The sequence below is a fragment of the Burkholderia ambifaria AMMD genome, assembly GCF_000203915.1.
GTDB lineage: Bacteria > Pseudomonadota > Gammaproteobacteria > Burkholderiales > Burkholderiaceae > Burkholderia > Burkholderia ambifaria.
Genome location: NC_008392.1, coordinates 1,060,583 through 1,085,865 on the forward strand (window position 1 = coordinate 1,060,583; position 25,283 = coordinate 1,085,865).

The following is a 25,283-nucleotide window of genomic DNA, read 5'->3' on the forward strand; positions in this document are numbered from 1 at the left end:
CAGTTGAATGTAGAGTGCTCTCGTGATCAGCAGGTGTGCGCATAGGCCATGTAGAGTTCGCGCGCACGCTGGGCGATCGGTCCATAAGGCAGGCTGCGGTCTTCAACGCGATTGCAGTGAAGCACCTTGCCGTGGTTGCCCGTGCTGAACACCTCGTCGGCCTCCATGACGTCCGACGGGGCCAGTTGTGTCTCGCGCACGGTGATGCCGTCATCGCGAAGCAATGCCATGACGCGCTGGCGTGTGATGCCATTCAGGAAGCTGCCATTGGGCGTGGGCGTGAGAGCCACGCCGTCGCGCACGATCCACAGGTTGGCGACGGCGAACTCCGCCACGTTGCCATCCGAGTCCAGCACTACCGCGTTCTCGAACCCCCGGGCTATTGCGTCTCGAATGATGCGCTGTGTGTTTGGATACAAGCAGGACGCCTTTGCCTCCGTGGGGGCCATGGAAGGGGCGGGCCGGCGGTACTCGCTGAACGTTGCACTGAAGCCTTTGTCTTCCGGCAACGGGGCCTCGAAGATGTGTAGGGCGAAGGTGGTGGTGTCGGCATCGGGCAGTAGGAAGCCACCGGGACAGAAGAACAGCATCTTGATGTAGTAGTCAGTCTCCTGATTGGTCAGATGACTCATGCCTTCGTGCACCAGCCGCTCGATTTCCTGTCGGTCTATCTTGGGCTTCATGCCCATCGTGAGCGCGGAATTGATGACGCGTTGGCTATGCGCCGATAAATCCGGCAGATGCCCGTTGATCGCCCGCGCACCGTCGAAAACCGTCGAGGCCATCCAGAACGCGTGATCGGCAGCACCGATCATGGGAACGCCCGAGTCGCTCCATTTGCCGTCAAACCAGATGATTTCGTTTTTGCTCATGGGGTGATTTCCTTTGTTGCGTCGGTGTGCTTCGCGGGCTCATGGGGGGCAATGTCTCTTGCATCCGAAACGTCGCCACGGGCATCCCGTTCAACCGAAACCGGCCGGCGGGAGGGTTGTCCCCGGACTACCTGTGATATGAGTCATGGATATAATAGGCCCCAACATTGGCTCCAGTGGGTGCGTCACGGTGCTATCTAATATTGGTGGAACTCATAACTGGACGTTGGCGGAACTTCGAGCGTTTTGCCTCGTCTGTGAATGCCGGAATCTGACTCAGGTCGCCCTCCGTCTGGAGATGAGTCAATCGGCGGTTTCTCTCATGGTTCAGCGATGGCGCTTGGCGCTTGGCACCACTCTTTTCGTGCGAACCCGCTATGGCGTAACGCCAACCGATGCCGCGATGGCGCTGCGAGACAAGCTCCATCCGTTGCTGGAAGGCATGTCGCTGGCGTTGGCCAATTCGCGAGGATTCGACCCGAAGACGTCCGAACGTGTGTTCCGCCTCCACATGAGTGACATCGGGCAATTGGTGTTCTTGCCGGGCCTCAACAGCTTCCTGGCGCAGCATGCGCCAGGCATTCGACTGCAAATCAGGAACCTTGCCTGGGAGGCGCTGGAAGCGGGGCTCAGCGCCGGAGAGGTGGACGTGGCGATCGGCTCGCTGCCGATGATCAAGGGGCGGGTGTCTTCGCGCGTGCTGCGCAAGGAACGCTATGTCACGGCCATGCGGAGGAGACATCCACTGGCCAAACGCGCGCTGGATCTGGCCGCGTTCGCCGCGGCCGAACATATGGCCATCGACGCCACAAGTAGCGGGCATTCGTTGGTGGAAAGTGTGATGCGATCGAAGGGCATGCAGAGACGCATCAGCCTCACGATGCCCCACTTCCTGGCCGCTGAACGCATCTTGGGAAGCAGCGACTATCTGCTGACCGTACCCGAGGTCGCCGTGATGTCCTTTCGAGATCCAAGCGCGCTCCACATCGTTCCAACTCCGCTGGAGCTTCCCACGTTCGATATCCGCTTACATTGGCACGAAAGAAGCCGCCAGGACCAGGAAATCAAGTGGCTGCGCGCGTCAATCACCAGCTTGTTCGAGAAGACATGAGCACGCGACCGTTCAAGGACGATTGATCGTTTTCATGTCCCGCTGTTGATTTCGTCCGCATGCAGCACACCCTGTTGGAGGACGGCCTGGCGGAGTACGTCGACCAGCGGCTGCAAGTGCATGCCACACCTGCCTCCCAGGCGCCCAGCGTCGATCTCGGCATGGCCAGGCCCGCACGGCCAATACGTCCAGGCGAACTCAGACGACACGGATCACGCCGTCATCGCCGATGCGCTACCACGGCGATCAATACACAACTCATGCGAGCGGAAGTGCCTCCTTGCGGTCCGGTGATGACGCAAGATTGCGCATCTCAATCAAGGCTTCATGGCGGCGCTTGGCATGAGTTGCCATCGCAGTAGCCTTAACCGATCCGAAGCCACGAATTTCCTGCGGCAGGCTGGCAAACGCAGCAGCGCGTTCGATTCCAGCCGCGGCCAACGTGGTACACACCGACTCTATGTCAGCAAAGAACTCGCTCACCAACTGGCGCTCGACACGCCGCTCGCGGGTGTAGCCGAAGACGTCCAGTGGCGTACCGCGCAGCTTGCGCATGCGTGCCAGCGTGTTCATCGCACTGAGAATCCAGGGGCCGAACTTACGCTTGCGCGGCCGCCCAGTAGCAGGATCGATCCGGGAGAACAAGGGCGGCGCCAGCCACAGCGACATCTTGCCTATCTCTGAAAACTGACTTGCAAGCGAAGCTTTGAACTCGTCCGACCCGTACAGGCGCGCGACTTCGTATTCATCCTTGTAAGCCATCAGGCGGTAGGCGCTGACAGCCACTGCGGTGGCAAACACCTCGCTGCCGGGCCGCACGCGTTGCTCCGCACTGCGCGCGCGGACAACCAAAGCACTGTAGCGGTGCGCATACGCGGCGTTCTGGTAGGCGGTCAGATCTGCCACATGTTGCTTGATCACCTCTTCGAGCGTCTGGGAGCCAGACTGCTTGGCGCCTTGATCGCTGACAGCGTCCAGTGCGTGCGGATGCACCGCGAGAATGCGGCCCCACGTGAAAGCACGCTTATTCAGATCAACGGCCGCACCATTGAGCTCGATCGCTCGTTCAATGGCTTCACGCGACAGTGGCAGCAGCGCCTTTTGCCATGCATAGCCAAGCATCATCGTATGGGTCGGCAGCGTGTCGCCGAACACCTTCTGAGCCGCGTCGCTGGCATCCAGGCTATGAAATCGATCGGCACGACACCGTTGCTGCACCCGCTCGAGCATAAGAGGCGTGGGCACGCTCGCGTCGCGTTGATGCACTAAGTCCGCAGTTGGCGTTGCACCCAGATTGACGACTGCGCAGCTGCGCCCGTCAGACATCTTGCCCAGCGTTTCGGCAGCCGAGGAGACGACAAGATCGGCGCCCAGTAGCAAGTCCACCGAGGCTTCACTGATGCGCGCCGCATGGATGTCGTCGGGCGAAGGGGCAATGCGTACCTGGCTCACTACGGCGCCATTCTTTTGAGCCAAGCCGGTGAAATCGAGCACCGTCATGCCCTTGCCTTCGAGGTGTGCCGCGCCGCCGATGAGGGCTCCCATCGTCAGCACACCGGTACCACCTATTCCGGCGACATAGACGTTGAACGGGGCGGTGATGGTCGGGACAGTAGGCGATTGCAGGCCATTGCCCAGTTCAGCCTCAAGGGCGTTCAACCGGGCACCATCTGGTTTGCGCAGCTTCGCTCCCTCGATCTCGACAAAGCTCGGGCAGAAGCCCTTCAGGCAGGAAAAATCCTTGTTGCAAGCGCTCTGATTGATCTTGCGCTTGCGCCCGTAAGGCGTGGCCAGTGGCTCCACCGAAATGCAGTTGGACTGTACCGAGCAGTCGCCACATCCTTCGCAGACGCGGTGGTTAATGAACACGCGCCGATTCGGGTCTGACATCGTGCCGCGCTTGCGGCGCCTGCGCTTCTCGGCCGCGCAGGTTTGTTCGTAGACGATGGCAGTCACGCCCGGGATATCGCGAAACGTGCGCTGCACCGCATCCAATTCCTCGCGGTGGTGAACGGCCACGCCATCAGCCAGTTCCTTGTTTCCCGTCCAGCGCATGGGGTCATCAGAGACCATCGCAATGCGGGCCACGCCTTCGGCGTGCAACTGGCGCGTGATGCGCGCGGGATCAATGACACCCTCCGCAGGCTGACCACCTGTCATGGCCACCGCGTCGTTGTAGAGGATCTTGTACGTGATGTTCGTCTTCGCGGCCACGGCGGCGCGGATGGCCAGCAGCCCGGAATGCTGGTACGTGCCGTCGCCGAGGTTTTGAAAGGTGTGCTTCGTGGTCGAAAACGGCGCCGCACCGACCCATTGCAGACCCTCGCCGCCCATCTGCGAGAACGTGTGCGTCTTCAGCCATGGCTGCTGCAGCGCCATCACGTGGCAGCCGATGCCCCCTCCGCTGATTGAGCCGTCAGGTGTGCGTGTGGAAGTGTTGTGCGGGCAGCCCGAGCAGAAGTACGGCTTGCGAACGGGGATCACGCCAGAAGGCAGCGCCTTCTGCGGTGTCTGCAGTGCCGCCAGGCGATTGGTCAGAATCGGCGCTTCGATGCCAACAGCCTCGATACGCATCACCAGCACTCGCGCCAGCAGCCGCGGATCGAACTCCGACACCTCTGGCAGAAGCTGAGCACCGCGTTCGGTGGTCTTTCCCGTCACGCGGGGGCGTCGCGCCGCGGGACAGTGGTACAGCGCGTCCTTGATCTGCGCTTCGACGACCGAGCGCTTCTCCTCGACGACCAGCACCTCGTCGTGCCCTTCGGCGAAAGCGAGCGCGCCTTCGGTCTCCAGTGGCCAGCTCATCGCCACCTTGTACACCGAGATGCCCAGTTGCTCAAGATCACGCCGCGAGAGTCCCAAGTCAGCCGCCGCCTGCATAACGTCTTGATGGGCCTTGCCGACGGTGATGATGCCCAGACGGCGCTGGGGAGCGGCCACCACGATGCGGTCCAGCATGTTGGCGCGAGCCCACGCCCTCGCAGCGGGCAACCGCTCCTCGATCAACCGACGCTCCAACTCGGCACGCTGTGCAGGCCACTGAAGGGAAGGGTCCCAGTTGAGACCGTGCGGCGGCATGAGGAAATCCTGAGGTATCTTGAAGCGGGGCAGCGGTCCGAGTTCGAACGATGCCGCCGTCTCGACAACCTCAGCGATTGTCTTGAGCCCTACCCATAGACCGGAGAAACGGGACAGTGCCAAGCCAGACAAACCAAGCTCGATGACCTCGCGCACGTTGGCAGGCTGGAGAACAGGGATAGATGCGGATTGGAAGATGCCGTCCGTCTGGTGCGGGTACATCGATGACTGTGCCGCATGGTCATCGCCGGAAACCGCCAGCACGCCACCGAGCTTGGACGTTCCAAGCACATTGCCAGTACGCAGCACGTCGCCGCTGCGGTCCACACCTGGACCCTTGCCGTACCAGATGCCGAAGACACCGTCCACGCGTGCCTGACCAAAGGCCCGGTGCATTTGCGCACCCCACAGCGCCGTGGCAGCCAGGTCTTCGTTGAGGCCAGGCTGAAACACGATGTCGTGCGCAGCAAGCTGCTGGGAAGCCTTCCACAGTTGTTGGTCATAGGCGCCTAGTGGCGAACCCCGGTAGCCCGAAATAAGGCCGGCCGTGCTAAGACCGTGAGCCTCGTCCCACTGCCTTTGCAACATCGGCAGGCGAACCAAGGCTTCAATGCCGGTCAGGAGGATTCGGCCATCGGAACGGCTGTACTTGGCATCGGCAGTGAAGGAGGTATCAATGGCACCCATGTTCCGCTCTTTAGGCTAGGTAACTGTCTATGGGTGGAAATTCTCGTTCTAGCGGCGAAAGCAATGGCGCTAAAATCAGCCTAGGAGAACCCTCATTTTTGGATCAGATGACCTATAATTTTGTCGCGCAATCATCCACTTGACCCAACATGGACGAACTTGACAATTTCGACCTCGGAATCCTGCGCGAGCTCGCCAGTGATGGACGACTCAGCGGACGAGAACTCGCGGAGCGCATAGGCCTGTCGTTGACGCCGACAGTACGTAGGCTGCGCAGGCTTGAAGAAGAAAATTACATCGAGGGGTATGGTGCCCATTTGAACGAGCAGCGACTAGTGGGCTCGATTAGCGTCTTCGTGTCCGTCACGCTGGAGAAGCAATCAGAGGCGGTTATCGCGAGGTTCGAGAGCGTCGTCGCACAGTGCCCCGAAGTGATGAGCTGCTTTTTGATGAGCGGCGATGCCGACTACAACCTGCGCGTGGTCGTAAAGGATCTAGTGGCCTACCACGATTTCCTCACCCGTACCTTGACGCGCATTCCTGGTGTCGCGCATATCAGGTCCAGCTTCGCCCTTAGAACGGTACTGATGCGCCCTGCGCCGCTGCTAAAGTAGCTGCGCGGCACTTGCCGCGCGCCCGAGCAACTGCGGCTCCGATAGATTGCTCATCGTCGCGCTTTACAATTCCAGCTTGGCCTGCGGATCAAAACGCCGGCGACGCAATTCGCATTCGAAGCCTGTCACCAGACGTGACTTCAGATCGTTGCAGTGCTCTGTCATTGCATCCACTTCCTCGTTCAAGTGGACGCAATCGTCGCCGCTCTAGCCTCGCAGGTACAGGGGGGATCGTCGATCGCTTACTCTTATCGTGAGGACATCGACTCGAGTGCACGAGCGAAGTCCGCGATCAGGTCCGTGACTTCCTCCAACCCAACGGAGACTCGAACGAGACCATCCGGAATGTCCATCTCCTTGCGCTTCGCAGGCCCGGCCTCCCAGAAGATCGTCGATGCCACCGGAATGACAAGTGTTCGAGTGTCGCCCAATCCGGTCGCCTTGATCGGGATCTGCAATGCATTGAGGAAGGCGTTTGTGCTGCCGGCGTCGCGTAGTTCAAACGACATCAGCCACGCATTCGCGCTAAAGAGCGCTGCGGCACGTGCATGTTGAGGATGGTCTGGTAATCCGGGATAGTTCACTCTTGCAATCGCAGGGTGCGACGAGAGATATTCGGCGAGCGCCTGCGCACTTTCGCTACTTTGACGGATTCGCAGCGCCAACGTTTCCATACCGATCGAAATCAGGTTTGCATGCTCCGACGACAGGGCTGCGCCCATGTCGCGGAGTGCCTTCTTGCGGATCTGGCGCAATCCCTGTTGCTGCGGCGGCGCGCTGCGATACTCGTGAGCGATATTGACGTAGCTGCTCCAATCGAATTGCCCTGGATCCGTTACGGCCCCTCCCAGGGCCGTGCCGTGGCCTGAAAGGGTTTTACTCAGCGAGTTGATCACAAGGCTGGCTCCCACACTTGCGGGTTTGAATAGCGCGGGCGATGTAATGGTATTGTCGACGACGTAGATGAGCCCGTGTTTCGCGCATAGCATCCCGATGCCGGGTAAGTCCGCGATTTGCGTTCCCGGATTGGCGATCGTTTCGACGAAAACCATCTTCGTCGCAGGCGTGATCGCATCGGCCAATGCATGGGTAGATGTCATATCCACCATGGACACGGAAATTCCCAGCTGCTGTAACGTTCCGAGCAGGCTATTCGTGTTGCCAAATATATGGCGACTTGCAACAAGGTGGTCACCCGCACGAAGTAGCGTCATAAACACCGCGGCGATCGCGGCCATGCCGGTGGCAAAGCACACGGTTCCTACGCCACCTTCGAGTTCATTGATCTTGGCTTCGAGCAGGGCGGTGGTCGGTGTGCCCTGACGCGAGTAGTTGAAGCTGCCTTTCTTCGTGCCTTGAAAAATGCCGATCAGATCCTCGACGTTTTCGAAGCCATACTGAGCTGACGTATGAACCGGCGCCCTCAGCGCGCCGTGCTCCATACCGATTCGGCGATCTCGATGGACGATGGTGGTAGTGAGCCCACCTTTTTTCGCAGTATTCATCCAAGTCCTTTGGCTATTGATTGGGAGGGGTCGTGCTGATGTTGCGGGTCACGCGGCTCTAACGCATCGTCACGAACTCTTCCGCAGCGGTTGGATGAATGGCCACCGTGTTATCGAAATCTCGCTTCGTCGCCCCCATCTTCAATGCGACCGCGAAACCTTGAAGAATTTCGTCCATACCTGACCCGATACCATGTATACCGACGATTCTCTCATCCGGGCCCACGCATACGAGCTTCATGCGAGCCGGTTGTCGGTGCCGGGTTACAGCTGAATACATCGAGGTGAAGGTAGCCTGATAGACCTTGACTCCATCATCGCCGTACTTCATCCGTGCCTCGGGCTCGGTTAGCCCCACGGTGCCGATCGGCGGATGGCTAAATACCACTGTGGGTACGTTGTTGTAGTCGAGATGTTCGTGCGGCTTGTTGTTGAACAAGCGTTCCGACAGGCGCCGCCCAGCGGCCACGGCGACCGGCGTGAGGTCGAGGAGCCCAGTGATGTCGCCGACTGCATAGATGCCGGGGACGGTGGTGTTCTGATATTTGTCGACGATCACGTAACCGCGGTCGTCGATAGCGACGCCTGTCGCCCGTATATTCAGGTCATCGGTATGGGGCTCGCGTCCGATCGCCCAGACGATGCAATCCGCGATGTAGCTTTCACCACCTTCAAGCTGCAGCGTCAAGCTTCCGTCCGGGTTTTTGTGGATCGCTTTCGGGATCGCATGTGTATGCAGCGTCGGCCCGTCAGACTTCATCACTTCCACCAGGGTGTCGGAGAGCAATGGATCGAGGTGGCGCATGGGTGTATTTTTTCTCACAAACAGATGTGTCTGCGAGCCGAGCGCATTGAGCACGCCGGCTAGTTCCACCGCGATGTAGCCACCACCGATAATGGCTGTGCGGGCAGGCATTTCTCGTAATGCGAAAAAACCGTCCGAATCGATGCCGTGTTCCGCGCCGGGGATGTCAGGGCGCGATGGTCGACAACCCGTTGCGATGAGAATGTGATCGGCGGTCATTCGCTCGCCATCGACTTCGACGACCCGTGTATCGACGAATCGGCCGAAGCCTGCGATCACATCGACCTTATTCCGGTCCAAACTGGTTTCATAGGACGCGTGGATGCGATCGATATACGCGCTCCGGTTTTTCACCAGGGTCGCCCAGTCGAATCGCTCTATTTCGGCATTGAATCCGTAGTCGGAACTATAGTGGCGGATCGCATCCGCGATATGCGCCGCGTACCACATGACTTTCTTGGGAACACAACCCACGTTGACGCAGGTGCCACCGATTTCTTTCGCCTCGATCAGCGCGCATTTCTTTCCATGCATGGCAGCGCGGTTGACGGAGGCAATGCCGCCGCTTCCGCCACCGATCGCGATGTAGTCGTAACGCTTCATATGGAGTTTCTCCTTATCGACGGCTTTGTGGTAGCACGGGTCGTCCTCATCGTCAGCATGACGCCGAGTAGCACGACGACTGCCGCCACCGCGCTATGCACCGGCAGCGCTTCACCCAGAACGACAACGCCGAGGACGGCGCTCAGCACCGGAACCGAAAGCTGCACCGTGCCGGCGATGATGGCGGGCGTGCGAACCCGGACCCAGTACCACATCACATATCCGAGCCCCGAAGTGACGGCGCCAGAAATCGCGGCGTACGTCAGTCCTTCTGTACTGGTTCGAAGATCATGTCGACACACCCATAGCAGGACGACGGCCAGCGGCAGTGCCAGCAGGAAGCTATTTGCCGTCCCAACGATGGATGAGCTGTTCGAGCGACCAATGAGAGAAAATGCCCCCCAAGCAATTCCCGCCCCGAGCATGAGTGCCGAGTAGCGCAATGGTGGTGCGGAATGGGAGGGCGCGAGAAAGATGAAAAGACCTGTCACCGCCAGCGCAACACCCAATAGACTGGTTTTTTCGCCTTTGACGTATCCAAAGCCGAGCATCATCAATTGTGCCGAAACGAACAGGATCAATGCGCCGGCGCCCGTATCGATACCGCGATAGGCGAAGGAGAAGGCTGCAACGTAGATGAACAACAAGGTGCCGGACAACACACCATGTACAGACACGGTTGGTCGTTTCCCGGTGACGTACACGATGAGCGTTAGTGTCGCCGCGCCCGTTGCGAGCCTTACAGCTGTGAACGTGGCCGGATCAAGGGGCGTTTTCTGTAAGGCCATTCGCGTGAGAAGTGAATTTCCCGAAAACGCAAGCATTGCGATGGCCGTCACGCCCGCCAGCCACCAGGATGCCCGCGTGCTGGTGGTATTGACGGACCGAATTTCCATTTCCTCCACGTTGTCTGCTCCTGGTATCAGATGTTCATATCGCTGACAAAAATAGGAAAGCTATCTAAATAGGAAGGAAACCTTCCACGGAAAGATAGCGTTCGCCGGTATCGTAGGCGAATCCGAGCACGCGAGCGCCGCTGCGCAACTCGGGTAGCTGATGCGCAATCGCCGCTAGCGTGGCACCGGACGAGATGCCGATCAGCAAGCCTTCGTCACGTGCGGCTCGACGTGCGTAATCGCGAGCTGGACCGTCGTCGATTTGAATGACGCCGTCCAGCAAGCTGGTGTCAAGATTCCCGGGTACGAAACCCGGCGCAAGACCTTGAAGCGTGTGGGGAGCAGGGCGGCCGCCGGAGAGTACGGGCGAGGCCGACGGCTCCACGGCAAATACCCTCAGATTCGGGAATCGCGCTTTGAGTACTTTGGCCACACCGGTCAAATGTCCGCCGGTGCCGACTCCCGTGATGAGGGCGTCCAGCCCATCGGGAAAGTCATTGAGTACTTCCTGCGCGGTAGTGGCCTCATGTGCCGCGACGTTGACAGGATTCTCGAACTGTTGCGGCATCCAGGCGCCGGGCGTCTCTTCGGCGAGTTCGCGTGCGCGATCGATGGCACCTTTCATGCCCAATTCCCTGGGCGTGAGATCGAAGGTTGCGCCGTATGCCAGCATGAGGCGGCGGCGTTCGATGGACATGCTTTCCGGCATCACGAGAACCAGCTTGTAACCTTTGACGGCGGCAACCACCGCCAGTCCCACCCCGGTGTTGCCACTGGTGGGTTCGATGATGGTGCCGCCCGGTCTGAGCTTCCCGGATCTTTCCGCCTCCTCGATCATCGCGAGCGCAATTCGATCTTTAATGGAGCCACCCGGATTGCCGCGCTCGGACTTGATCCATACGTTGGCGTCTGCGCCAAACAGGCGATTCATGCGGATGATCGGGGTATTGCCAATAGTCTGCAGGACGTTGTCGAATTTCATGATGTCTGGAAGGCGAAAGATGAGTGGTTACACGTGAAGCAGATCCGGCATCACTTGCGGTGTGCACTCGTTGTCAAGACCATGCGAAACTTGACGTCGCCCGATTTCATCCGGCGGTATGCGTCATTGGCCTGTTCCAGCGGCATGACCTCGATCTTCGGACGAACACCAGCCAGCACGCTAAACGCAAGCGTCGACTCATTTTCGTACGGCGTGCCGGTGATGGAGCCGAGCATGCTTCGCTCGCCCACGACCATTTGGCCGGTCGAAACAGGCAACGGATCCTTGCCGGCGCCCAGTAGTACCAACCGTCCTTGTGGTGCGAGGCCGGCCATCAGCGCCGACACGGTGCCCGGATGAGCGATCGTGGTCAAAATGGCCTGCGCGCCGCCCATGCTGCCGAGCTTGGCCACTGCATCTTCCTGCTCGGTGTCGATGTAGATGTGTGCGCCGAGCGCCAGCGCGTCATCGGCAATGTCGTTGCCTCGTCCGACAGCGACGACTCGGAAGCCCATGCGGCGTGCGTATTGCAGCGCCATATGTCCCAAGCCGCCGATACCCAGGACGACGACGGTGTCGCCAGCTTGGGCACCGCACTTCTTCAGCGCGTTGAACGTGGCGATCCCGGCGCAGAGAATCGGCGCCGCTTCCTCGGCATCGAGTTCGTCCGGAATAGAAACCAGCCCGGTAGCGCGGGCCAGCATCATTTCGGCATACCCACCGTCGGATGTTGCACCGACGAAGGGTTGATTCTGGCAGAGCTGAAAGTGTCCCTTTCGGCACTGGACACATTCGTTGCAATGTCCACCCAGGCGACCAACCCCCACGCGCTGACCCACCTTCCAGATGGAGGGAACATGCGTGCCGAGCGCGGCGATGCGTCCGACCACCTCGTGACCGGGCACACGCGGAGGTTGTACTTCCGTACTGGCGCCTTCGACGTCGCCGACGTCGGCGCCGCAGATGCCGCAGGCTTCTACTTCGATCAGCACTTCGCCGGTGCCCGGCGTCGGTGTCGGACGTTCCACTAGTTCAAGGAAGCCGGGGCGCGTTATTTGCATCGCACGGTAGACGGTTTTCATGATCGTTGCTCCTGGTGTGGTCGAAAGGTATGAAGGCATTAGCGCACTGGCAAGGCCAGACGCCGGGTGTGGGGCGTCGACCATGCTCGATCGAAGTCGGACATTCGGGCCTGGTTCGAAGCAGGTCCGCGAGCTGCGTGCTCCGCGCGGCTCAAGTTCTCAGAGCTGCGCGAATCCGCCATCGACGACGATTTCGGCGCCCATCATGTAGCGTGAATCATCGCTGGCAAGGAATAGCACGGCCTGGGCAATTTCCATCGGCTCCCCCATGCGGCCGGCCGGAATCTGTAAGGACATCTGACGTTTCGTCTCAGCCAGCTGCGCGGGCGTTGCACCTTCCAACTCGAAGATTGGCGTATCGACCGCGCCGGGGCTGACGGCATTGACCCGTATCTTGCGATCCAGCAATTCGCAGGACCACGAGCGCGCGAACGAGCGAACCGCCGCCTTCGTGGCAGCAAGCGCCGAGAAACCGCCCATGCCAACATTGTTGAGCCATGCAGAATTGAGAATCACCGACGCCCCATCGCGCAGCACGGGTGTCACGGCCTGCATGGAGAAGAAGAGCCCCTTGACGTTGACTGCCAGCAGTTCGTCAAAGCGGGCCTCATCCGTGGTCAGCAGCGGCGTGGAGAACGCCACACCGGCATTGCCAAAAAAGACATCCAGCCCGTCGTCGCCAAAGGCGTCCGCGACCTGTCGGGCCATCCGCTTCATGTCCTCGCTGTTGCGCACGTCGGCCTGGATGGTCGTGACCGCACCGCCCAGCTTCGCGCGCGCACGCTTCAGCCGTGCCTCGTCGCGGCCGGTGATCGCTACCTGCGCGCCCTCGCGCACGAACAACTCGGCGGTAGCCAGACCGATGCCGCTGGTTGCGCCGGTAATCAACGCGGTTTTACCCTTTAATCTCATGGTCAATTCGTTGATATGAGTAGATTGTCAGGAGAACGTCCTAATCATTCGATTGGATCACCAGTTTTTCGCTTTCCGCTTCGAGCGTGGTGCTGACATCCGAGCCGCGAACGAGCGTCAAATCAACGGGGCACCGGTCGGCAATCGCCAGGAGTTTCTGCCGCTGCTCGTCGTCGAGTGGCCCCTCGAGGGAGATCGTCCGAGCGAACAGGTCGGCGGGTGTCTGATCGGGGCGCTTGCTATGCGTCACACGGGTAGATGCACGCACGAGCGGAATGCCTTTTCGGCGCGCGTACATGCGCATGGTCATGACCGTACATGCGGCGAGCGCGGCACAGACGAACTCGTAAGGCGATAGTCCGCTTGCCATCCCGCCAACGGACTCCGGTTCGTCGGCCAGGAACTGATGCTTTCCGCTGCGCATGGCCAACTGAAACAGACCCTTGCCTGTTTCCTCGGCCAATACACCATCTCCCTCGGAAATATCGGGTATATCGGCGGCTACCGCGGGCAGGTAGCGTACGGCCCAAGCCGCGACCACCGACGCGACGTAGTCCGAATCCGGCCTCCGAGTCAGCAGATGGTCGGCGTCGTCGAGCGACACGAAGCTCTTCGGATGGTGCGCGGCGACGAAGATTCGCGTTGCATGTTGAATGTCCACAATACGATCACCGGGCGCATGCATCACAAGCAAGGGCTTGTGCATATGTGCAATGCGATCCTCCAGCTTCTGTTGGCGCGCATCGTCGAGAAACGACTTTCGGAACGTGAACGGGCGTCCAGCAAGCAGAACCTCGGCTTCACCGTCAGCTTCGATTTGCGCGAGCGAATCGCTCCCGAACAGCCCGAGAACGTGTTCGACGCTCGAAGGGGCGCCGATCGTTGCGACAGCCTGCACCGAGGGCATATCGGCCGCGGCGGCCAACGCGGCCGCGCCGCCGAGGCTATGACCGATCAGCAGGGAAGGCGCGCGGCCTGAGGCGGCCATGGCGCGGCCGGCCGCCACGAGATCATCGACATCGGCCGCGAAAGTGGAGTTAGCGAACTCGCCTTCGCTACCGCCCAAGCCAGCGAAATCGAAACGAAGCACGCCGATTCCGCTCAACGCAAGGGCTCGGGCAATGCGTGCTGCAGCGACGCTGTCCTTACCGCACGTGAAGCAGTGAGCGAAAATCGCCCAACCGCGTGGCGTGGTCTGTGGGCTTTCGAGCCGGCCGGACAGAAGGGTTCCGTGCGCGCCGTGAAAATCGAAACGTTGCTCCGCCATGATCATCTCCTCAGTGAGACGCGATCGTCAAAGAAGTGTTTGCTGTCGCAATGCGCGAAACGAGCGTCTGCACACCTAACCCGGCGGCCTCCACCGCGCCGGCCAGATAGCCGGGAAAGTGGGGTGACCATTCGCTGGCGATACCGGTCAGGCGCCCGCTCCATGGGCCGGAGGAAACCGTCGCGACAGGGGCGGCGGCATGCGCGTTCGCAGCGACGAGGTCTGCGGACGTGGCCGTATAGGGTTCCTGTGCCCAATCCTTGATGAATTCCGCGCGGGGCGTGGCTGCCGCCGGGCCGAACAGGCGCACAAACTGCGCGCGGCTATGCATGCACAGCACTTCGTCGGATACGTTCTGGCGAACCTGGGCGGGCACACCGAAGAAGCCGAACAGTGCCGCGCTGCCGCCGGGCATCGAGGCGTCGTGAATTTCTCCCAACGGCCCGCGCGCGCTGCGGGCTTCGCCGGACAGTCCCTGATCGCGCCAGAACGGGGTATCGTAGATCGCGATGTACTTTGCGTGGGGAGCCATCCAGGTCGCCGTAGCGCGCCATTGCCGGGCCAGCATGGGTGGAAGCTCCGGCTCGAACGCGATGGTGTTCTCGGCGAGGCGGGGCGGTAGCGCGAGCAACACTTGTGCGACGCGCCACGTCGTGAAGCCGCCGGGAGCATCTTCACTATCCAGCTCGACATCCCCGTCCACGATGCGCATGCGGTTCACCGACTGGCCGGTGATAACCCGCTGGGGATCCAGTGCCCGGCGTAGGCGATCCACTAGCGAGCTCATGCCGCCGATCACGCGCATCGAGGCCGGCGAGTTGACATAGCCGCGCATGCGCACCGGTGGCTCATCAGGTGAGCGCTCCACCATCATGTCGCCCGTTTCGAACTGCTCGAACTGTTCCAGGCCCAACGCGTCGACGAGGCGTCGCAGCTCCTGCTGATACTCGGGCCAAAACCAGGTGGGCCCAAGGTCGAAGCGGTCGATCGCGTCCGCAGTGAAATCGGCGTCGGCTGAAGCCTGTCCCGGGCCCGGGACGGAGATGATCCGGCCGCCGAGCGTATCGCGTGCTTCCAACAGCACGTAGTCCCGGATGCCCTGGCGCTCGAGCAACCAGGCGGCATAAAGGCCGCTCAATCCTGCGCCGATGATGGCAATGCGAGCTGTTTGCATGGCTATACTTCCGCTCCGATGGCGACCGGAAGACCAGTCTTGAGATAAACAGTGGCTCCCTGAGAAGCAGCAACGACGTGGAGGGAGTCGTCGGCGGGAACGCGGATCCAGCTGCCGCGACCGTAAATTTCGCCCTCGGCCACCACGGCACCCGTCAGGACGAGTAGTTCGGCACCGTCTCCCTGCGCCGCGACGAGAGCATCATTCGGCGCCATGCGGTGCAAGCAGACTTGTTCGGCGTCGTCGGCAAACAGTGGACAGACCTCGCGGCCGTTCTGCCTGCGCCAAGCGGCTGGATCACGGGTGTCCACGCGGACACGGCGCGCCTCATGTAACGGCATCTGACGTAGCTTGACGAAGATCATGGCGCCTTCACGACTCGAGGGCTGATGACAGGAGCCGGGCGGATTACGGAGATACCAACCTGCCGGATAGTGGCCGCCTTCGTCAGAGAACGTGCCTGAGAGCACGAGGATTTCCTCGCCGGCTGGGTGCTGATGGCGCGGGAAATGTGAACCTGGGGCGTAACGTACGATACTCGTTGCTCGCGCTTTCTCCGCGCCCACACGATCCAGCATGACGCGTTCGACGCCCCCTTGGGGCGACGCGACCCATTGGTATTCGTGTGGCGTGACGATCGCGCGGCGCGAGAAATCGGCGTTGATTAGCATGGGTTCTTCCAGACATCGGATCGAAAAATGTGGGCTGGCCGTCTCATCGTCGAGCGGCCAGCTCATTTTCGTACTGCTTACTTGTTGGGCAATTGCTGATAGGTCTCGATGACGCGCGCCGAATAGGTCAGCGCAGCACCTGCGTTGAGGGCGATCGCAACGCCGAGCGCCTCGGAGATCTCCTCCAGCGACGCACCGGCCTCGACGGCCTTCTTGGTGTGAACCGAAATACAGCCGTCGCAACGCGTGGTCACGGCCACGGCCAGCGCGATCAGCTCGTGCATCTTCGCTTCCAGATGGCCGGTCTTCGCGGCGGCGTTGTCGATTGTCATCAGGCCGCGCACGACCTCGGGGCTCTGCTTCGCATAATCGCCCACACGCTCGAGCAGGTTGTCACGGTAGGAATTCCAGTCTTGCATCATGGCTTTTGCTCCTGTTGAGAATTGAGACGCCGGGTGTCAGCATGGCCCGGCGACATGGAATTACACCGTCTGGTAAATGCGCACATCGGGTGCGGCATCCAGCAGCGGTTTGAGGGCGCCCACGACGTCGGCGTTGAACAACTCGCTTTGCAGATAAGCGCTCGCATGCGCTTCGGTATCGAAACCATGCAGCACCTGGACATCGTCGTCACGCACCAACAGTTCCTTGGATTTCGCACCCGCGATGGTCTCGAGGAACGGCGCCTTGTATTTCTGATAAATACCGGCAGCTGCAGCGCGATTGCCTTGGGCGACCTTCAGCGTAATTTGCAGATAGACCATTTGCAGTTCTCCTTGATAAGTGGAAGTTGATGCGAACCTGCGCGGCGCTCGTGTGCGCCGTACCTCAATTGCGGCCGGCCATCACGCCGCCGTCGACATCCCAGATCGCGCCGGTGACCCAGCTCGCCTTGTCCGAGAGCAGGAAAGCGACGACTTCCGCGACGTCTTGCGGCGTACCCACGCGGCCGATCGGGTGGAACGTGTTGAACCCTTGCAGTGCGGTGTGGACTTCCGCCTTGGGGATGAAGCCCTCGTAGATGGGGGTCTGAACGACCGCCGGCGACACGGCATTGACACGGATGTGCTTGGGCGCGAGCTCCATCGCCAGGTGCTGGGTCAGCGAGTGCAGACCGGCCTTCGCCATCGAATAGGCGGACGACGGCGTGGCTGCGATGGCCTGCTTTGCCCACATCGAACCGATGTTGACGATTGCGCCCGGCTTGCCGTTGGCGACCAGATTGGCGGCGACCTTCTGCGTGATGAAGTAGAACGCCTTGTTCAGCTTCATGTATTGGTCATAATCCGCGCCGGTATGCTCGAGGAAAGGCTTGGGGAAGAACACACCCGCGGCATTGACCAGCAGATCGATGTCGGCGTGCTGTTCGTCGATGGTTTTGAGCAGCGTCGCTACGCCGTCGTCGCTGGACAGGTCTGCGGTCACTGCCCATACTTGGCCGAGCTTGGCCAGTTCCGCTCGCGCTTCTTCCGTTTTCTCCGGACGATTGCCGACGATTACTGCGCTGCCGCCTTCGGCCAGCACCATGCGCGCCGACTGCATGCCCATGCCACTGGTACCGCCGACGACCAGCAGTTTCTTGCCCTTGAATTGGTTGCTCATCTCGAAACCTCTGTTGTATACCCGCCGATGGGCAGGTGTTGGACTAGAAGAAAAACTCGCACGGCGCGGGCGGCCCGCTACTTCGATGCCCCGCCGGTGCGGCAGACTGCGACTGTCCGGGCTTCCGCCAGCCGCCATCGGAACCAATGCGAACAGATAAATGGGTGCTGCTTTTTCCCGTATTTGCATTGCGACCACGTCGCGGGCGGAAGCTGCTGACCGTCGACATGGGAGTAATTCTTTGCCTGTTTGCATCCGGCGACAAACGAGATAAAGTGTCCGATGTTGAAAGAAAAACTTTGTCTCCATGAAATCTCCCGTCCATCTCAACGCATTACGGGCCTTTGAGGCCAGCGCTCGCCATCAGAGCTTCTCTGCGGCTGCGGTGGAACTGAACGTCACACCGGCAGCGGTCGGGCAATTGGTGCGCACACTCGAGGATTGGTTGGGCACGCCGTTGTTTCTTCGAAGCACCAGCGGGCGAGCGAGGCTCGTCCCGACGGAGATGGCCGAACGCGCGTTGCCGGATATCAGGGCCGGTTTCGACCGGCTGACGCTGGGTTTGGAGCGGTTGCAGGAGATCTCGACCAGCGGTGTGCTCACCGTGACGGTCAGCCCGGCGTTTGCCGCCAAGTGGCTGTTACCCCGCATCGATCGGTTCCAGGCCGCATGGCCTGACACGGACGTGCGCCTGGATACGAACCATAAGTCAGTCGATTTCGTGGCCCAGCGGATCGATATCGGTGTGCGCTATGGGATGGGAAGCTGGTCGGGCCTCAAGGCGGACAAGCTGATGGACGAGGAGGTTTATCCGGTCTGCTCACCGGAACTGCTGCGGCAGCATTGGCGTCTGCGCAAACCGGCAGACATCGTGCGCGAGACCTTGATCCACGACTTGTCGATGGACGGCCACGCAGGCTTTCCGACTTGGGAGGTATGGATGAAGAAAGCCGGTGTGACGAACGCGCCTCCCACGCGCGGCATGCAGATCAACAATTCCGCCGCGGTGCTCCAGGCTGCGATCGAGGGACACGGCATTGCGCTCGCACGCAGCGTCATGGCGCGGGATGATCTTGCGAGCGGACGATTGGTTCGATTATTCCCGGATATCAGCGTTGCGTCCGAGTTGGCCTACTACGTCGTTTATCGGCCGGAGTGCGCCAGCTTGCCGAGATTGGTCGCCTTTCGTGACTGGTTGCTCGCCGAGGCGACGCAGCATGACGGAACAAGTCCCTGATCGAAAGATCCGGCGCTTACCTGTATCGCCGCCGCATACCTTTCCTCTGGCATTCGCTGAGCGTTGTTCGGATCAGCGAGCTTGTATACCGCGCGCCAGCACTTTCCACGTTTCGCGGACCAAATTTTCAGGGGCAACATTGTTTGGCCGCATGGCGTCACTTCGCAAGGCCAGGCAGAGGACACCGTCCATCATTGCCCACAGCGCGTTGGCAGCACTTTCAGGTTCCAGGTCTGCATGAAAGTCGCCAGCCGCGATCCCGTCCCGAATAATGCTTTCCAATTTCGCGTTTTGCTGACGCGCCATCGACGCGATGCGTTCGATCGCTTCCGGTTCATCCGGTGGATTGGCGAGGATACGAAACTGTTGCGGACGCTCGAATGCGAAACGCACATACGCGTTGAACACGCTTAACGCGCGTTCTTCTGCCGTACCGGAGGCGCTATACGCCTCGTCAATGAACGCGTGATTTTCCTGCATGGCCCGCTCGGCGATGGCCATGAGCAGCGCAGGTTTGCGGCCGATTCGGTTGTAAACAGTTTGAAGGGAAACGTCCGCGCGACGCGCGACCTCTTCAGCCGTCACGGCAGCCACACCTCCTTCGATCAGGAGGTCCTCCGCAATGTCGACGAGCGTGCGCCGCATTTCAGCGGCTCGGCGCTGCGTGCGGGTCAGGGTTGGTGTATCCATGGGTTGACTTTACCTTTTTCCAAATTTAGATTCCACTCCAACAATGGATTTCACTACACGGAGATGCTCATGCGGCGGCTTGAGGTGACGTTCCCTTCTGACGGGGACGATTGTGCAGCTTGGCTATACCTTCCGGACACCAGCAGGCCGGCACCGGTGATCGTGATGGCACATGGTCTGGGCGGCACGCGTGAAATGCGACTGGATGCGTTTGCTCACAGATTCTGCGAGGCTGGATTTGCCTGTCTGGTGTTTGATTATCGGCACTTCGGCAGCAGTGGCGGCGAGCCGCGGCAGTTGCTCGATGTAGGCAAGCAGCTACAAGACTGGAGGGCCGCGATAGCATTTGCTCGAACACGAACCGACGTAGACGCAGAGAGATTGATTGTCTGGGGATCGTCGTTTGGGGGAGGGCATGCGCTGACCATCGCGGCCGACAACGCTCACGTGTCCGCGGTCATTGCCCAGTGTCCGTTCACGGATGGGCTGGCTTCCGTTTGCGCTTTACCATTAGGATCGCTAATCAAGGTAACTGCCAGAGCGATCCGCGATCAATTCCGCGCATGGTTGGGAGGGCACCCGGTGACCATCCCGATAGCCGGGAAGCCAGGGGGGGTTGCATTAATGGTGGCTCCTGATGCCGAGCCCGGCTACATGAAGTTGGTGCCGAACGATATGTCAGCCGTCTTTCGTAACTACGTGGCCGCCCGGTTCGCTCTTCAAATTATTCGCTATTTTCCCGGTCGCAAGACTTCACGGATCGCCTGCCCGGTGCTGTTCTGTGTTTGTGATCCTGATACCGTCGCGCCGACGCGTACTACGTTGCGTCACGCAAAACGTGCACCCAAAGGATTGGTGAATATATATCCGTTCGGACATTTCGATATTTATGTCGGTTATGCGTTTGAGCGGGCAGTCAGCGATCAAATCACCTTCCTTCAAAGATTCATTGATTAATAAATAGAGAGAAATCCATGAAAAAATATGATGTTCGCAACCGAGTCGTCGCCATAACAGGCTCTACCGGAGGGCTGGGGGGCGGCCTTGCTCGTGTGCTGGTCGACAAAGGCGCGCGAGTCGCACTCCTTGATATTGACCGCCGTGCGCTGCATGCGCAACAAGAGGCACTTGGGCAATCGGCCTTCGCGTTTGAAACCGATGTCCGTTCGATGAGCAGCGTCAATGACGCGATGAACGCGGCTGCGGAGCATTTTGGCGGCATTGACATCGTGATCGCGAATGCCGGAATCGATTGCGTCGAGCCTTTGATCTCGGCAGATCCCAAAAATTTCGAGCGTGTCATCGATATCAACTTGACCGGCGTCTGGCGGACGTTCCGTTCGAGTATTCCATACGTGGCGCAACGACAAGGCTATCTTATGGCGGTTTCTTCCATGGCTGCCTTCGTTCATTCACCGTTGCAAGCCCACTACACGGCAAGCAAGGCTGCGGTATGGGCGATGTGTAACAGCATTCGACTCGAGGTCCGACACATGGGGGTGGACGTCGGAAGCGTGCATCCCACATTCTTCCAAACTCCCATGATGGAACAAGTTCATTCCGACAAGGCGGGATTGAAATTGTGGGGAGGAAATCGGGGTGGAATTTGGAAGATGATTTCGATCGAAAGCGTGGTGGATGGCATTGTCAACGGAATCGAGAACCGTAGAGACATGGTCGTGCTGCCGAAACAAAACGCATTGATTGCCAAAGCCCCGGGGTTGTTCCGTCCGCTGATCGAAGCTATTGGCTTCAAAGGGAAGGATGTCAGGGAAGCAATCGAGATTTCGACGCGACGTTGAATCTGGCTCAGATGGAGCGAGTTGCGGCTGTCCATCGAGGCCGAAGTGCGGCACCAGTACACCCCATTCAGCGACGAAATGAAGTGGCGTCCGACCAAGGCCCGCAACGGTTCGGCGGTGACATGGGTCGCCGGCGCGAGGCGGTTGTCGAGGTGGCGTGAAAGTTTTTATTTCGGAAGGGAAAACTTTATCTCGTTTGCCAGACGAAAAGAAAGCGTCGAATCTTACGCTACGCCAACCGCCAGCCAGCTTCATCACGAGTCGTATCAACAGACAAAAACGAATTCTCCTCGTCATGTCCTCGGTGGACGAACCGGCGTGAGGCTGCCGGGGCGCGTACGGAGCGTAACAACGGACGATCAACTTCGCGAGCGCGGTAGTGGGATGCCAGCGTAGGCGTTAATGAAAAGAGGGTGGAATGATGAAAATGAATGGAATTGATCTGGTGGCGCTCGGCGCTATGGCTGATAAGGCCAAGAATAGTGGAGAGAACGCGACCGCTAAATTCAAGGTAAAGACGAAATGGATGGGGCAAGCAAAGACAGTCGGCGTCGTATCTGAATACGTGCTTTTCGACGAGACTTTCGATCGCCATTTCGATATTAGCGCGGACGAGCCACGTGAACTTCTCGGAGAGAATAGTGCGCCGAATCCGCAGGAGCTTTTGATGGCGGCTCTGAATGCCTGTATGTCAGTAGGTTTTGCAGCAAATGCAGCAGCCATGGGAATCAAGCTCGACAAGCTGGAAATTGAAACGGTCGGCGAGCTGGACCTTCGTGGTTTCCTCGGAATCGATCCGGCAGTCAAGCCAGGGTACGAAGAGGTACACTATACGGTCAGGGTTAAGTCCGATGCATCCCGCGAGCAGTTGGAAGAATTGCATCGGGCTGTCGTGAAGACGTCGCCGAATTTCTCCAATTTCTCGACCGCGATCAAAATGGTTCCGGAATTCATTATCGAAAATCTGTAGAGCGAGTGCGCCGCCTGGGTTGCTGTGATCTTCGTCATTGATTCCGGGCGGCGTTTGTCGAATATCTCAATGCTCCAAGGGCCTTCCATGTCGAATATCCTTTTCAAGCAAGTCGATGTCTTCACCAGCGTACGGTTCAAAGGCAATCCTGTCGTGGTTGTGTTGCGCGCCGATGGATTGACCACTGAACAGATGCAGCAAATCGCCAATTGGACGAACCTGTCGGAGACAACCTTCGTATTGCCGACCCTGGACCCGAGGGCAGATTATCGAGTTCGCATCTTTACGCCCGGAGCCGAGTTGCCCTTCGCCGGCCACCCCACCATCGGGACCGCTCATGCGCTTCTCGAGGCGGGCCTCGTCCGCGCAAAGGAAGGCACGCTCATCCAGGAATGCAGCGCCGGCTTGATCAGCCTGAAGGTGGCGCGCGAGGACGATGGCGAACAGTGGATCTCGTTTGATCTCCCGGAGTCCACGATCACCCCGCTGGACGATGCTCAGATCGATGAGTTGGACGCCATCCTCGGTAGCTCATTGTGCCGCCAGTTCAAACCCAGGTTGATCGACGTCGGCGCACGCTGGATCGTCGCTCAGCTTGCTGATGCGCAGGCCGTGCTAGCAACCCAGCCCGACCTGCAGCGCATGAAAGTGCAAGACACCAAGGCCAAGGCAACGGGTGTTGTGATCTTCGGGGAGTACGACGAACAGGCGCCTTCCCGGATCGAGGTTCGCGCATTTGCTCCGGCACATGGTGTCAATGAAGATCCGGTTTGCGGCAGCGGCAATGGCGCTGTCGGCGTCTTCATTCGCCATACGGGCCAAACTGCTCACTTCGGCAGCGAGTTCCTGGCATCGCAGGGCAAGGTCGTTGGTCGGGCGGGTGTTCTCCGCTTGGCCGTGACCGATCAGCGCATCCAGGTCGGTGGAGTTGCTGTCACTTGCATTGACGGTCAGTTGTCGATTTGACGACTTGCCGGTTGCGCGATTCGGTGTGTCAGAAGCAGGCCTGGGTGGGAGCACGGGACGGCAGAACACCTCTTCGAGCGGCCGCAGCGGGTAGCGTTGACGCGGTTCCTGCACAGCGGCCGCAACGCGGAACGGTACCACGCCGATCCGCTATGCCCGCAAGATGCTGACATCGTCGCCCGGATCATCGACAATCCGGCGTGTGCGCCGCGCCACCCGCGCGCGCCAAGCCGCCCGAGAGACGCTTCCATGTCCGGAATATCCATCCGATCCGCCAGCCTCGCCGATGCGCAGGCGATCGCCGATTTTCACGTCAAGGTCTGGCGGCATACCTATCGCGATCTCGCGCCGGCGCAAGCGCATGCCGTCCTCGACGTGCACTATCGCGGCCGGAAATGGCGGGAGAAGCTGGCGTCGAACGATGGCGACCAACTGGTGCTCGTCGCGGAAATCGATGGCACGATCGTCGGAATCGGCGCGGCCGGCGCGCCGTCGGAGCCGATTTTCGGCGGCCGTGGCGAGATCAAGTTCCTGTATGTCGACCCCGGGTTCAAGCGTCGCGGCATCGGCCGCACGCTGCTCGCCCGGCTCGCCACGCATTTGCAGACGATGCGATATCGGGGCGCGGCGTTGAGTGTCGTCAAGGGAAACGATGCCGCGATCGCCTTTTACGCGTCGCTGGACGGCCGGTTGGCGGGCGAGTATGTCGACCCGGGGCCGATCTGGCGATCGCACAACATCGTGATGGTATGGGACGACCTGGCGAGTCTCGCTACCTGAGTCTGTCCCCTGCCGCGCGCTTGTGCGTCACGCCAGACAGGCGCGCAACCACGTCGTGAACGCGGTCACGAGCGGCGAATCGGCCAGCTCGTGACGCGTGACCAGATAGTACGCATGACGCGACGGCACCGCCGCGCTGAACGGCCGCACGAGCGTGCCGTCGAGCAGGTCGTCGCGCACGGAGAGGCTGTCGCCGAGCGCGACGCCTTGCCCGTGCACCGCGGCTTCGACGCCGATGTGCGCGTTGCCGATTTCCAGAATGCGGATGCCCGGCAGCTTGTCCGCGTTCGCTTCCGCCAGCCAGCGCATCCACGAGCCCGCGTGCTCGCAGAACAGCGTGCGTCCCGCGAGATCCTGCACCTTGCGGATCGCATCGGGCCCGTTCATCAACGCCGGGCTCACGACCGGGAACAGCGCCGGATGCGCGAGCAGCTCGACGCGCCGGTTTCGCCAGTTGCCTTCCCCGTAGCGAATGCATACGTCGACGTCGGGCGAGTAGGTCTCGCGATCGTCGTTCGACGGAATCACTTTCAGATGGATCCCCGGATAGCGCTCGAGAAAATCGCCGATGTGCCGGGCGAGCCAGCGCGACGTGAGCGACAGCGGCGTCGACACGACGAGATCGCCGGCGGCTGCCGGCGAATCGAGCCTGACAGTCGCGTTCGCGATCATGTCGAACGCCGCGCCGACCGGTTCCAGCAACGCCTCGCCTTCGGGCGTGAGCTTCACGCGGGCTTTTGATCTGACGAATAGTGCGACGCCGAGCGTGCTCTCGAGAATCCGGATCTGATGGCTGACCGCGCTCGCGGTCACGTGCAGTTCGTCGGCGGCGGCCGACACGGTGCCGCACCGGGCGGCAGCCTCGAACGCGCGAAGCGGGTTCAGCGGGGGCAGGCGGTTGCGCATCGGCGGGCGCGTCGCAGGCGACGGTGCTGAGAAAAATTTCATTAAAGCGGATTCAATTTCTCGCTACAACA

Annotated in this window: 25 protein-coding genes and 1 pseudogene; 8 read left to right on the plus strand and 18 right to left on the minus strand. The window is 60.3% G+C overall.

Annotation, left to right across the window (positions count from 1 at the left end):
• Positions 1 to 26 precede the first annotated feature (26 nt).
• A complete protein-coding gene (locus BAMB_RS32025; protein ID WP_011661303.1) occupies positions 27 to 872 on the minus strand; it encodes a branched-chain amino acid aminotransferase in 846 nt (281 codons plus the stop codon).
• 145 nt (positions 873 to 1,017) lie between these two features.
• Here BAMB_RS32025 and BAMB_RS32030 point away from each other — a divergent pair, with 145 nt between their 5' ends.
• On the plus strand, positions 1,018 to 1,983 hold the full coding sequence (locus BAMB_RS32030) for a LysR family transcriptional regulator (RefSeq protein ID WP_011661304.1): 966 nt from the start codon (positions 1,018 to 1,020) through the stop codon (positions 1,981 to 1,983).
• Between the two features lie 50 nt (positions 1,984 to 2,033).
• Here the strand turns inward: BAMB_RS32030 and BAMB_RS35765 are convergent.
• Positions 2,034 to 2,164 (minus strand): annotated as a pseudogene (locus tag BAMB_RS35765) (IS66 family transposase); the annotation flags it as partial.
• A gap of 77 nt (positions 2,165 to 2,241) precedes the next feature.
• Positions 2,242 to 5,748, minus strand: coding sequence for an indolepyruvate ferredoxin oxidoreductase family protein (locus BAMB_RS32035; protein WP_011661305.1), 3,507 nt, complete (start codon positions 5,746 to 5,748; stop codon positions 2,242 to 2,244).
• A gap of 149 nt (positions 5,749 to 5,897) precedes the next feature.
• Between BAMB_RS32035 and BAMB_RS32040 the strand changes: the two genes are divergently transcribed.
• A complete protein-coding gene (locus BAMB_RS32040) occupies positions 5,898 to 6,362 on the plus strand; it encodes an Lrp/AsnC family transcriptional regulator (RefSeq protein ID WP_011661306.1) in 465 nt (154 codons plus the stop codon).
• 63 nt (positions 6,363 to 6,425) lie between these two features.
• Here BAMB_RS32040 and BAMB_RS36145 read toward each other — a convergent pair whose 3' ends face one another.
• The 13 genes from BAMB_RS36145 to BAMB_RS32100 all read right to left on the minus strand — a co-directional run bounded on the left by BAMB_RS36145 (position 6,426) and on the right by BAMB_RS32100 (position 17,861).
• Positions 6,426 to 6,548: a hypothetical protein gene (locus BAMB_RS36145; RefSeq protein WP_258181778.1), complete on the minus strand. Its 123-nt coding sequence runs from the start codon at positions 6,546 to 6,548 to the stop codon at positions 6,426 to 6,428.
• A 62-nt stretch (positions 6,549 to 6,610) separates the two neighbouring features.
• Positions 6,611 to 7,867 (minus strand): cystathionine gamma-synthase family protein, encoded by a 1,257-nt coding sequence (locus BAMB_RS32045; RefSeq protein ID WP_011661307.1) that lies wholly within the window; start codon positions 7,865 to 7,867, stop codon positions 6,611 to 6,613.
• Between the two features lie 58 nt (positions 7,868 to 7,925).
• On the minus strand, positions 7,926 to 9,275 hold the full coding sequence (gene gorA / locus BAMB_RS32050; protein WP_011661308.1) for a glutathione-disulfide reductase: 1,350 nt from the start codon (positions 9,273 to 9,275) through the stop codon (positions 7,926 to 7,928).
• The gene (locus BAMB_RS32055; RefSeq protein WP_045555001.1) at positions 9,272 to 10,171 is read right to left on the minus strand and encodes a DMT family transporter; all 900 of its coding nucleotides are present in this window, start codon (positions 10,169 to 10,171) and stop codon (positions 9,272 to 9,274) included. Before BAMB_RS32055 ends, gorA begins: the two co-directional genes overlap by 4 nt.
• Positions 10,172 to 10,235: 64 nt before the next feature.
• Entirely contained in the window at positions 10,236 to 11,153 is a 918-nt protein-coding gene (cysK, locus tag BAMB_RS32060; RefSeq protein ID WP_011661310.1) for a cysteine synthase A, read from the minus strand.
• Positions 11,154 to 11,203: 50 nt separating this feature from the next.
• Positions 11,204 to 12,235, minus strand: a complete 1,032-nt coding sequence (locus BAMB_RS32065) for an alcohol dehydrogenase (protein WP_011661311.1) — start codon at positions 12,233 to 12,235, stop codon at positions 11,204 to 11,206.
• Between the two features lie 159 nt (positions 12,236 to 12,394).
• Entirely contained in the window at positions 12,395 to 13,147 is a 753-nt protein-coding gene (locus BAMB_RS32070; protein WP_011661312.1) for an SDR family oxidoreductase, read from the minus strand.
• A 40-nt stretch (positions 13,148 to 13,187) separates the two neighbouring features.
• A complete protein-coding gene (locus BAMB_RS32075; protein ID WP_011661313.1) occupies positions 13,188 to 14,414 on the minus strand; it encodes a bifunctional alpha/beta hydrolase/OsmC family protein in 1,227 nt (408 codons plus the stop codon).
• Between the two features lie 10 nt (positions 14,415 to 14,424).
• A complete protein-coding gene (locus BAMB_RS32080; protein WP_011661314.1) occupies positions 14,425 to 15,588 on the minus strand; it encodes a flavin monoamine oxidase family protein in 1,164 nt (387 codons plus the stop codon).
• 2 nt (positions 15,589 to 15,590) lie between these two features.
• The gene (locus BAMB_RS32085; protein WP_041491824.1) at positions 15,591 to 16,259 is read right to left on the minus strand and encodes a cupin domain-containing protein; all 669 of its coding nucleotides are present in this window, start codon (positions 16,257 to 16,259) and stop codon (positions 15,591 to 15,593) included.
• Positions 16,260 to 16,336: 77 nt separating this feature from the next.
• Positions 16,337 to 16,681: a carboxymuconolactone decarboxylase family protein gene (locus tag BAMB_RS32090; protein WP_011661316.1), complete on the minus strand. Its 345-nt coding sequence runs from the start codon at positions 16,679 to 16,681 to the stop codon at positions 16,337 to 16,339.
• Positions 16,682 to 16,741: 60 nt separating this feature from the next.
• The gene (locus tag BAMB_RS32095; RefSeq protein ID WP_011661317.1) at positions 16,742 to 17,023 is read right to left on the minus strand and encodes a hypothetical protein; all 282 of its coding nucleotides are present in this window, start codon (positions 17,021 to 17,023) and stop codon (positions 16,742 to 16,744) included.
• Between the two features lie 64 nt (positions 17,024 to 17,087).
• Positions 17,088 to 17,861, minus strand: coding sequence for an SDR family NAD(P)-dependent oxidoreductase (locus BAMB_RS32100; protein ID WP_011661318.1), 774 nt, complete (start codon positions 17,859 to 17,861; stop codon positions 17,088 to 17,090).
• A gap of 307 nt (positions 17,862 to 18,168) precedes the next feature.
• Between BAMB_RS32100 and gcvA the strand changes: the two genes are divergently transcribed.
• Positions 18,169 to 19,098: a transcriptional regulator GcvA gene (gcvA, locus tag BAMB_RS32105; protein WP_011661319.1), complete on the plus strand. Its 930-nt coding sequence runs from the start codon at positions 18,169 to 18,171 to the stop codon at positions 19,096 to 19,098.
• Positions 19,099 to 19,170: 72 nt separating this feature from the next.
• On the opposite strand, the gene BAMB_RS32110 is transcribed toward gcvA, so the two are convergent.
• The gene (locus BAMB_RS32110; protein WP_011661320.1) at positions 19,171 to 19,788 is read right to left on the minus strand and encodes a TetR/AcrR family transcriptional regulator; all 618 of its coding nucleotides are present in this window, start codon (positions 19,786 to 19,788) and stop codon (positions 19,171 to 19,173) included.
• A 63-nt stretch (positions 19,789 to 19,851) separates the two neighbouring features.
• Between BAMB_RS32110 and BAMB_RS34750 the strand changes: the two genes are divergently transcribed.
• The 5 genes from BAMB_RS34750 to BAMB_RS32130 all read left to right on the plus strand — a co-directional run bounded on the left by BAMB_RS34750 (position 19,852) and on the right by BAMB_RS32130 (position 24,306).
• Entirely contained in the window at positions 19,852 to 20,745 is an 894-nt protein-coding gene (locus BAMB_RS34750) for an alpha/beta hydrolase (protein ID WP_127456162.1), read from the plus strand.
• Positions 20,746 to 20,762: 17 nt separating this feature from the next.
• Positions 20,763 to 21,590, plus strand: a complete 828-nt coding sequence (locus tag BAMB_RS32115) for an SDR family NAD(P)-dependent oxidoreductase (RefSeq protein ID WP_011661322.1) — start codon at positions 20,763 to 20,765, stop codon at positions 21,588 to 21,590.
• A gap of 421 nt (positions 21,591 to 22,011) precedes the next feature.
• The gene (locus tag BAMB_RS32120) at positions 22,012 to 22,560 is read left to right on the plus strand and encodes an OsmC family protein (protein WP_011661323.1); all 549 of its coding nucleotides are present in this window, start codon (positions 22,012 to 22,014) and stop codon (positions 22,558 to 22,560) included.
• An 87-nt stretch (positions 22,561 to 22,647) separates the two neighbouring features.
• Positions 22,648 to 23,526, plus strand: coding sequence for a PhzF family phenazine biosynthesis protein (locus BAMB_RS32125; RefSeq protein WP_011661324.1), 879 nt, complete (start codon positions 22,648 to 22,650; stop codon positions 23,524 to 23,526).
• A 96-nt stretch (positions 23,527 to 23,622) separates the two neighbouring features.
• Positions 23,623 to 24,306 (plus strand): GNAT family N-acetyltransferase, encoded by a 684-nt coding sequence (locus BAMB_RS32130; protein WP_227739244.1) that lies wholly within the window; start codon positions 23,623 to 23,625, stop codon positions 24,304 to 24,306.
• A gap of 27 nt (positions 24,307 to 24,333) precedes the next feature.
• Here BAMB_RS32130 and BAMB_RS32135 read toward each other — a convergent pair whose 3' ends face one another.
• Positions 24,334 to 25,212 carry a LysR substrate-binding domain-containing protein gene (locus BAMB_RS32135; protein ID WP_041491912.1) on the minus strand — a complete coding sequence of 293 codons (879 nt, stop codon included), beginning with the start codon at positions 25,210 to 25,212 and terminating at the stop codon, positions 24,334 to 24,336.
• Positions 25,213 to 25,283 lie beyond the last annotated feature (71 nt).

What these genes read in the sequence shown, in the direction of transcription:
- BAMB_RS32025 (WP_011661303.1), bottom strand. Translation starts at nt 872, where the DNA reads ATGAGCAAAAACGAAATCATCTGGTTTGACGGCAAATGGAGCGACTCG.
- BAMB_RS32030 (WP_011661304.1), top strand. Translation starts at nt 1,018, where the DNA reads ATGGATATAATAGGCCCCAACATTGGCTCCAGTGGGTGCGTCACGGTG.
- BAMB_RS32035 (WP_011661305.1), bottom strand. Translation starts at nt 5,748, where the DNA reads ATGGGTGCCATTGATACCTCCTTCACTGCCGATGCCAAGTACAGCCGT.
- BAMB_RS32040 (WP_011661306.1), top strand. Translation starts at nt 5,898, where the DNA reads ATGGACGAACTTGACAATTTCGACCTCGGAATCCTGCGCGAGCTCGCC.
- BAMB_RS32045 (WP_011661307.1), bottom strand. Translation starts at nt 7,867, where the DNA reads ATGAATACTGCGAAAAAAGGTGGGCTCACTACCACCATCGTCCATCGA.
- gorA (WP_011661308.1), bottom strand. Translation starts at nt 9,275, where the DNA reads ATGAAGCGTTACGACTACATCGCGATCGGTGGCGGAAGCGGCGGCATT.
- BAMB_RS32055 (WP_045555001.1), bottom strand. Translation starts at nt 10,171, where the DNA reads ATGGAAATTCGGTCCGTCAATACCACCAGCACGCGGGCATCCTGGTGG.
- cysK (WP_011661310.1), bottom strand. Translation starts at nt 11,153, where the DNA reads ATGAAATTCGACAACGTCCTGCAGACTATTGGCAATACCCCGATCATC.
- BAMB_RS32065 (WP_011661311.1), bottom strand. Translation starts at nt 12,235, where the DNA reads ATGAAAACCGTCTACCGTGCGATGCAAATAACGCGCCCCGGCTTCCTT.
- BAMB_RS32070 (WP_011661312.1), bottom strand. Translation starts at nt 13,147, where the DNA reads ATGAGATTAAAGGGTAAAACCGCGTTGATTACCGGCGCAACCAGCGGC.
- BAMB_RS32075 (WP_011661313.1), bottom strand. Translation starts at nt 14,414, where the DNA reads ATGGCGGAGCAACGTTTCGATTTTCACGGCGCGCACGGAACCCTTCTG.
- BAMB_RS32080 (WP_011661314.1), bottom strand. Translation starts at nt 15,588, where the DNA reads ATGCAAACAGCTCGCATTGCCATCATCGGCGCAGGATTGAGCGGCCTT.
- BAMB_RS32085 (WP_041491824.1), bottom strand. Translation starts at nt 16,259, where the DNA reads ATGCTAATCAACGCCGATTTCTCGCGCCGCGCGATCGTCACGCCACAC.
- BAMB_RS32090 (WP_011661316.1), bottom strand. Translation starts at nt 16,681, where the DNA reads ATGATGCAAGACTGGAATTCCTACCGTGACAACCTGCTCGAGCGTGTG.
- BAMB_RS32095 (WP_011661317.1), bottom strand. Translation starts at nt 17,023, where the DNA reads ATGGTCTATCTGCAAATTACGCTGAAGGTCGCCCAAGGCAATCGCGCT.
- BAMB_RS32100 (WP_011661318.1), bottom strand. Translation starts at nt 17,861, where the DNA reads ATGAGCAACCAATTCAAGGGCAAGAAACTGCTGGTCGTCGGCGGTACC.
- gcvA (WP_011661319.1), top strand. Translation starts at nt 18,169, where the DNA reads ATGAAATCTCCCGTCCATCTCAACGCATTACGGGCCTTTGAGGCCAGC.
- BAMB_RS32110 (WP_011661320.1), bottom strand. Translation starts at nt 19,788, where the DNA reads ATGGATACACCAACCCTGACCCGCACGCAGCGCCGAGCCGCTGAAATG.
- BAMB_RS34750 (WP_127456162.1), top strand. Translation starts at nt 19,852, where the DNA reads ATGCTCATGCGGCGGCTTGAGGTGACGTTCCCTTCTGACGGGGACGAT.
- BAMB_RS32115 (WP_011661322.1), top strand. Translation starts at nt 20,763, where the DNA reads ATGAAAAAATATGATGTTCGCAACCGAGTCGTCGCCATAACAGGCTCT.
- BAMB_RS32120 (WP_011661323.1), top strand. Translation starts at nt 22,012, where the DNA reads ATGAAAATGAATGGAATTGATCTGGTGGCGCTCGGCGCTATGGCTGAT.
- BAMB_RS32125 (WP_011661324.1), top strand. Translation starts at nt 22,648, where the DNA reads ATGTCGAATATCCTTTTCAAGCAAGTCGATGTCTTCACCAGCGTACGG.
- BAMB_RS32135 (WP_041491912.1), bottom strand. Translation starts at nt 25,212, where the DNA reads ATGCGCAACCGCCTGCCCCCGCTGAACCCGCTTCGCGCGTTCGAGGCT.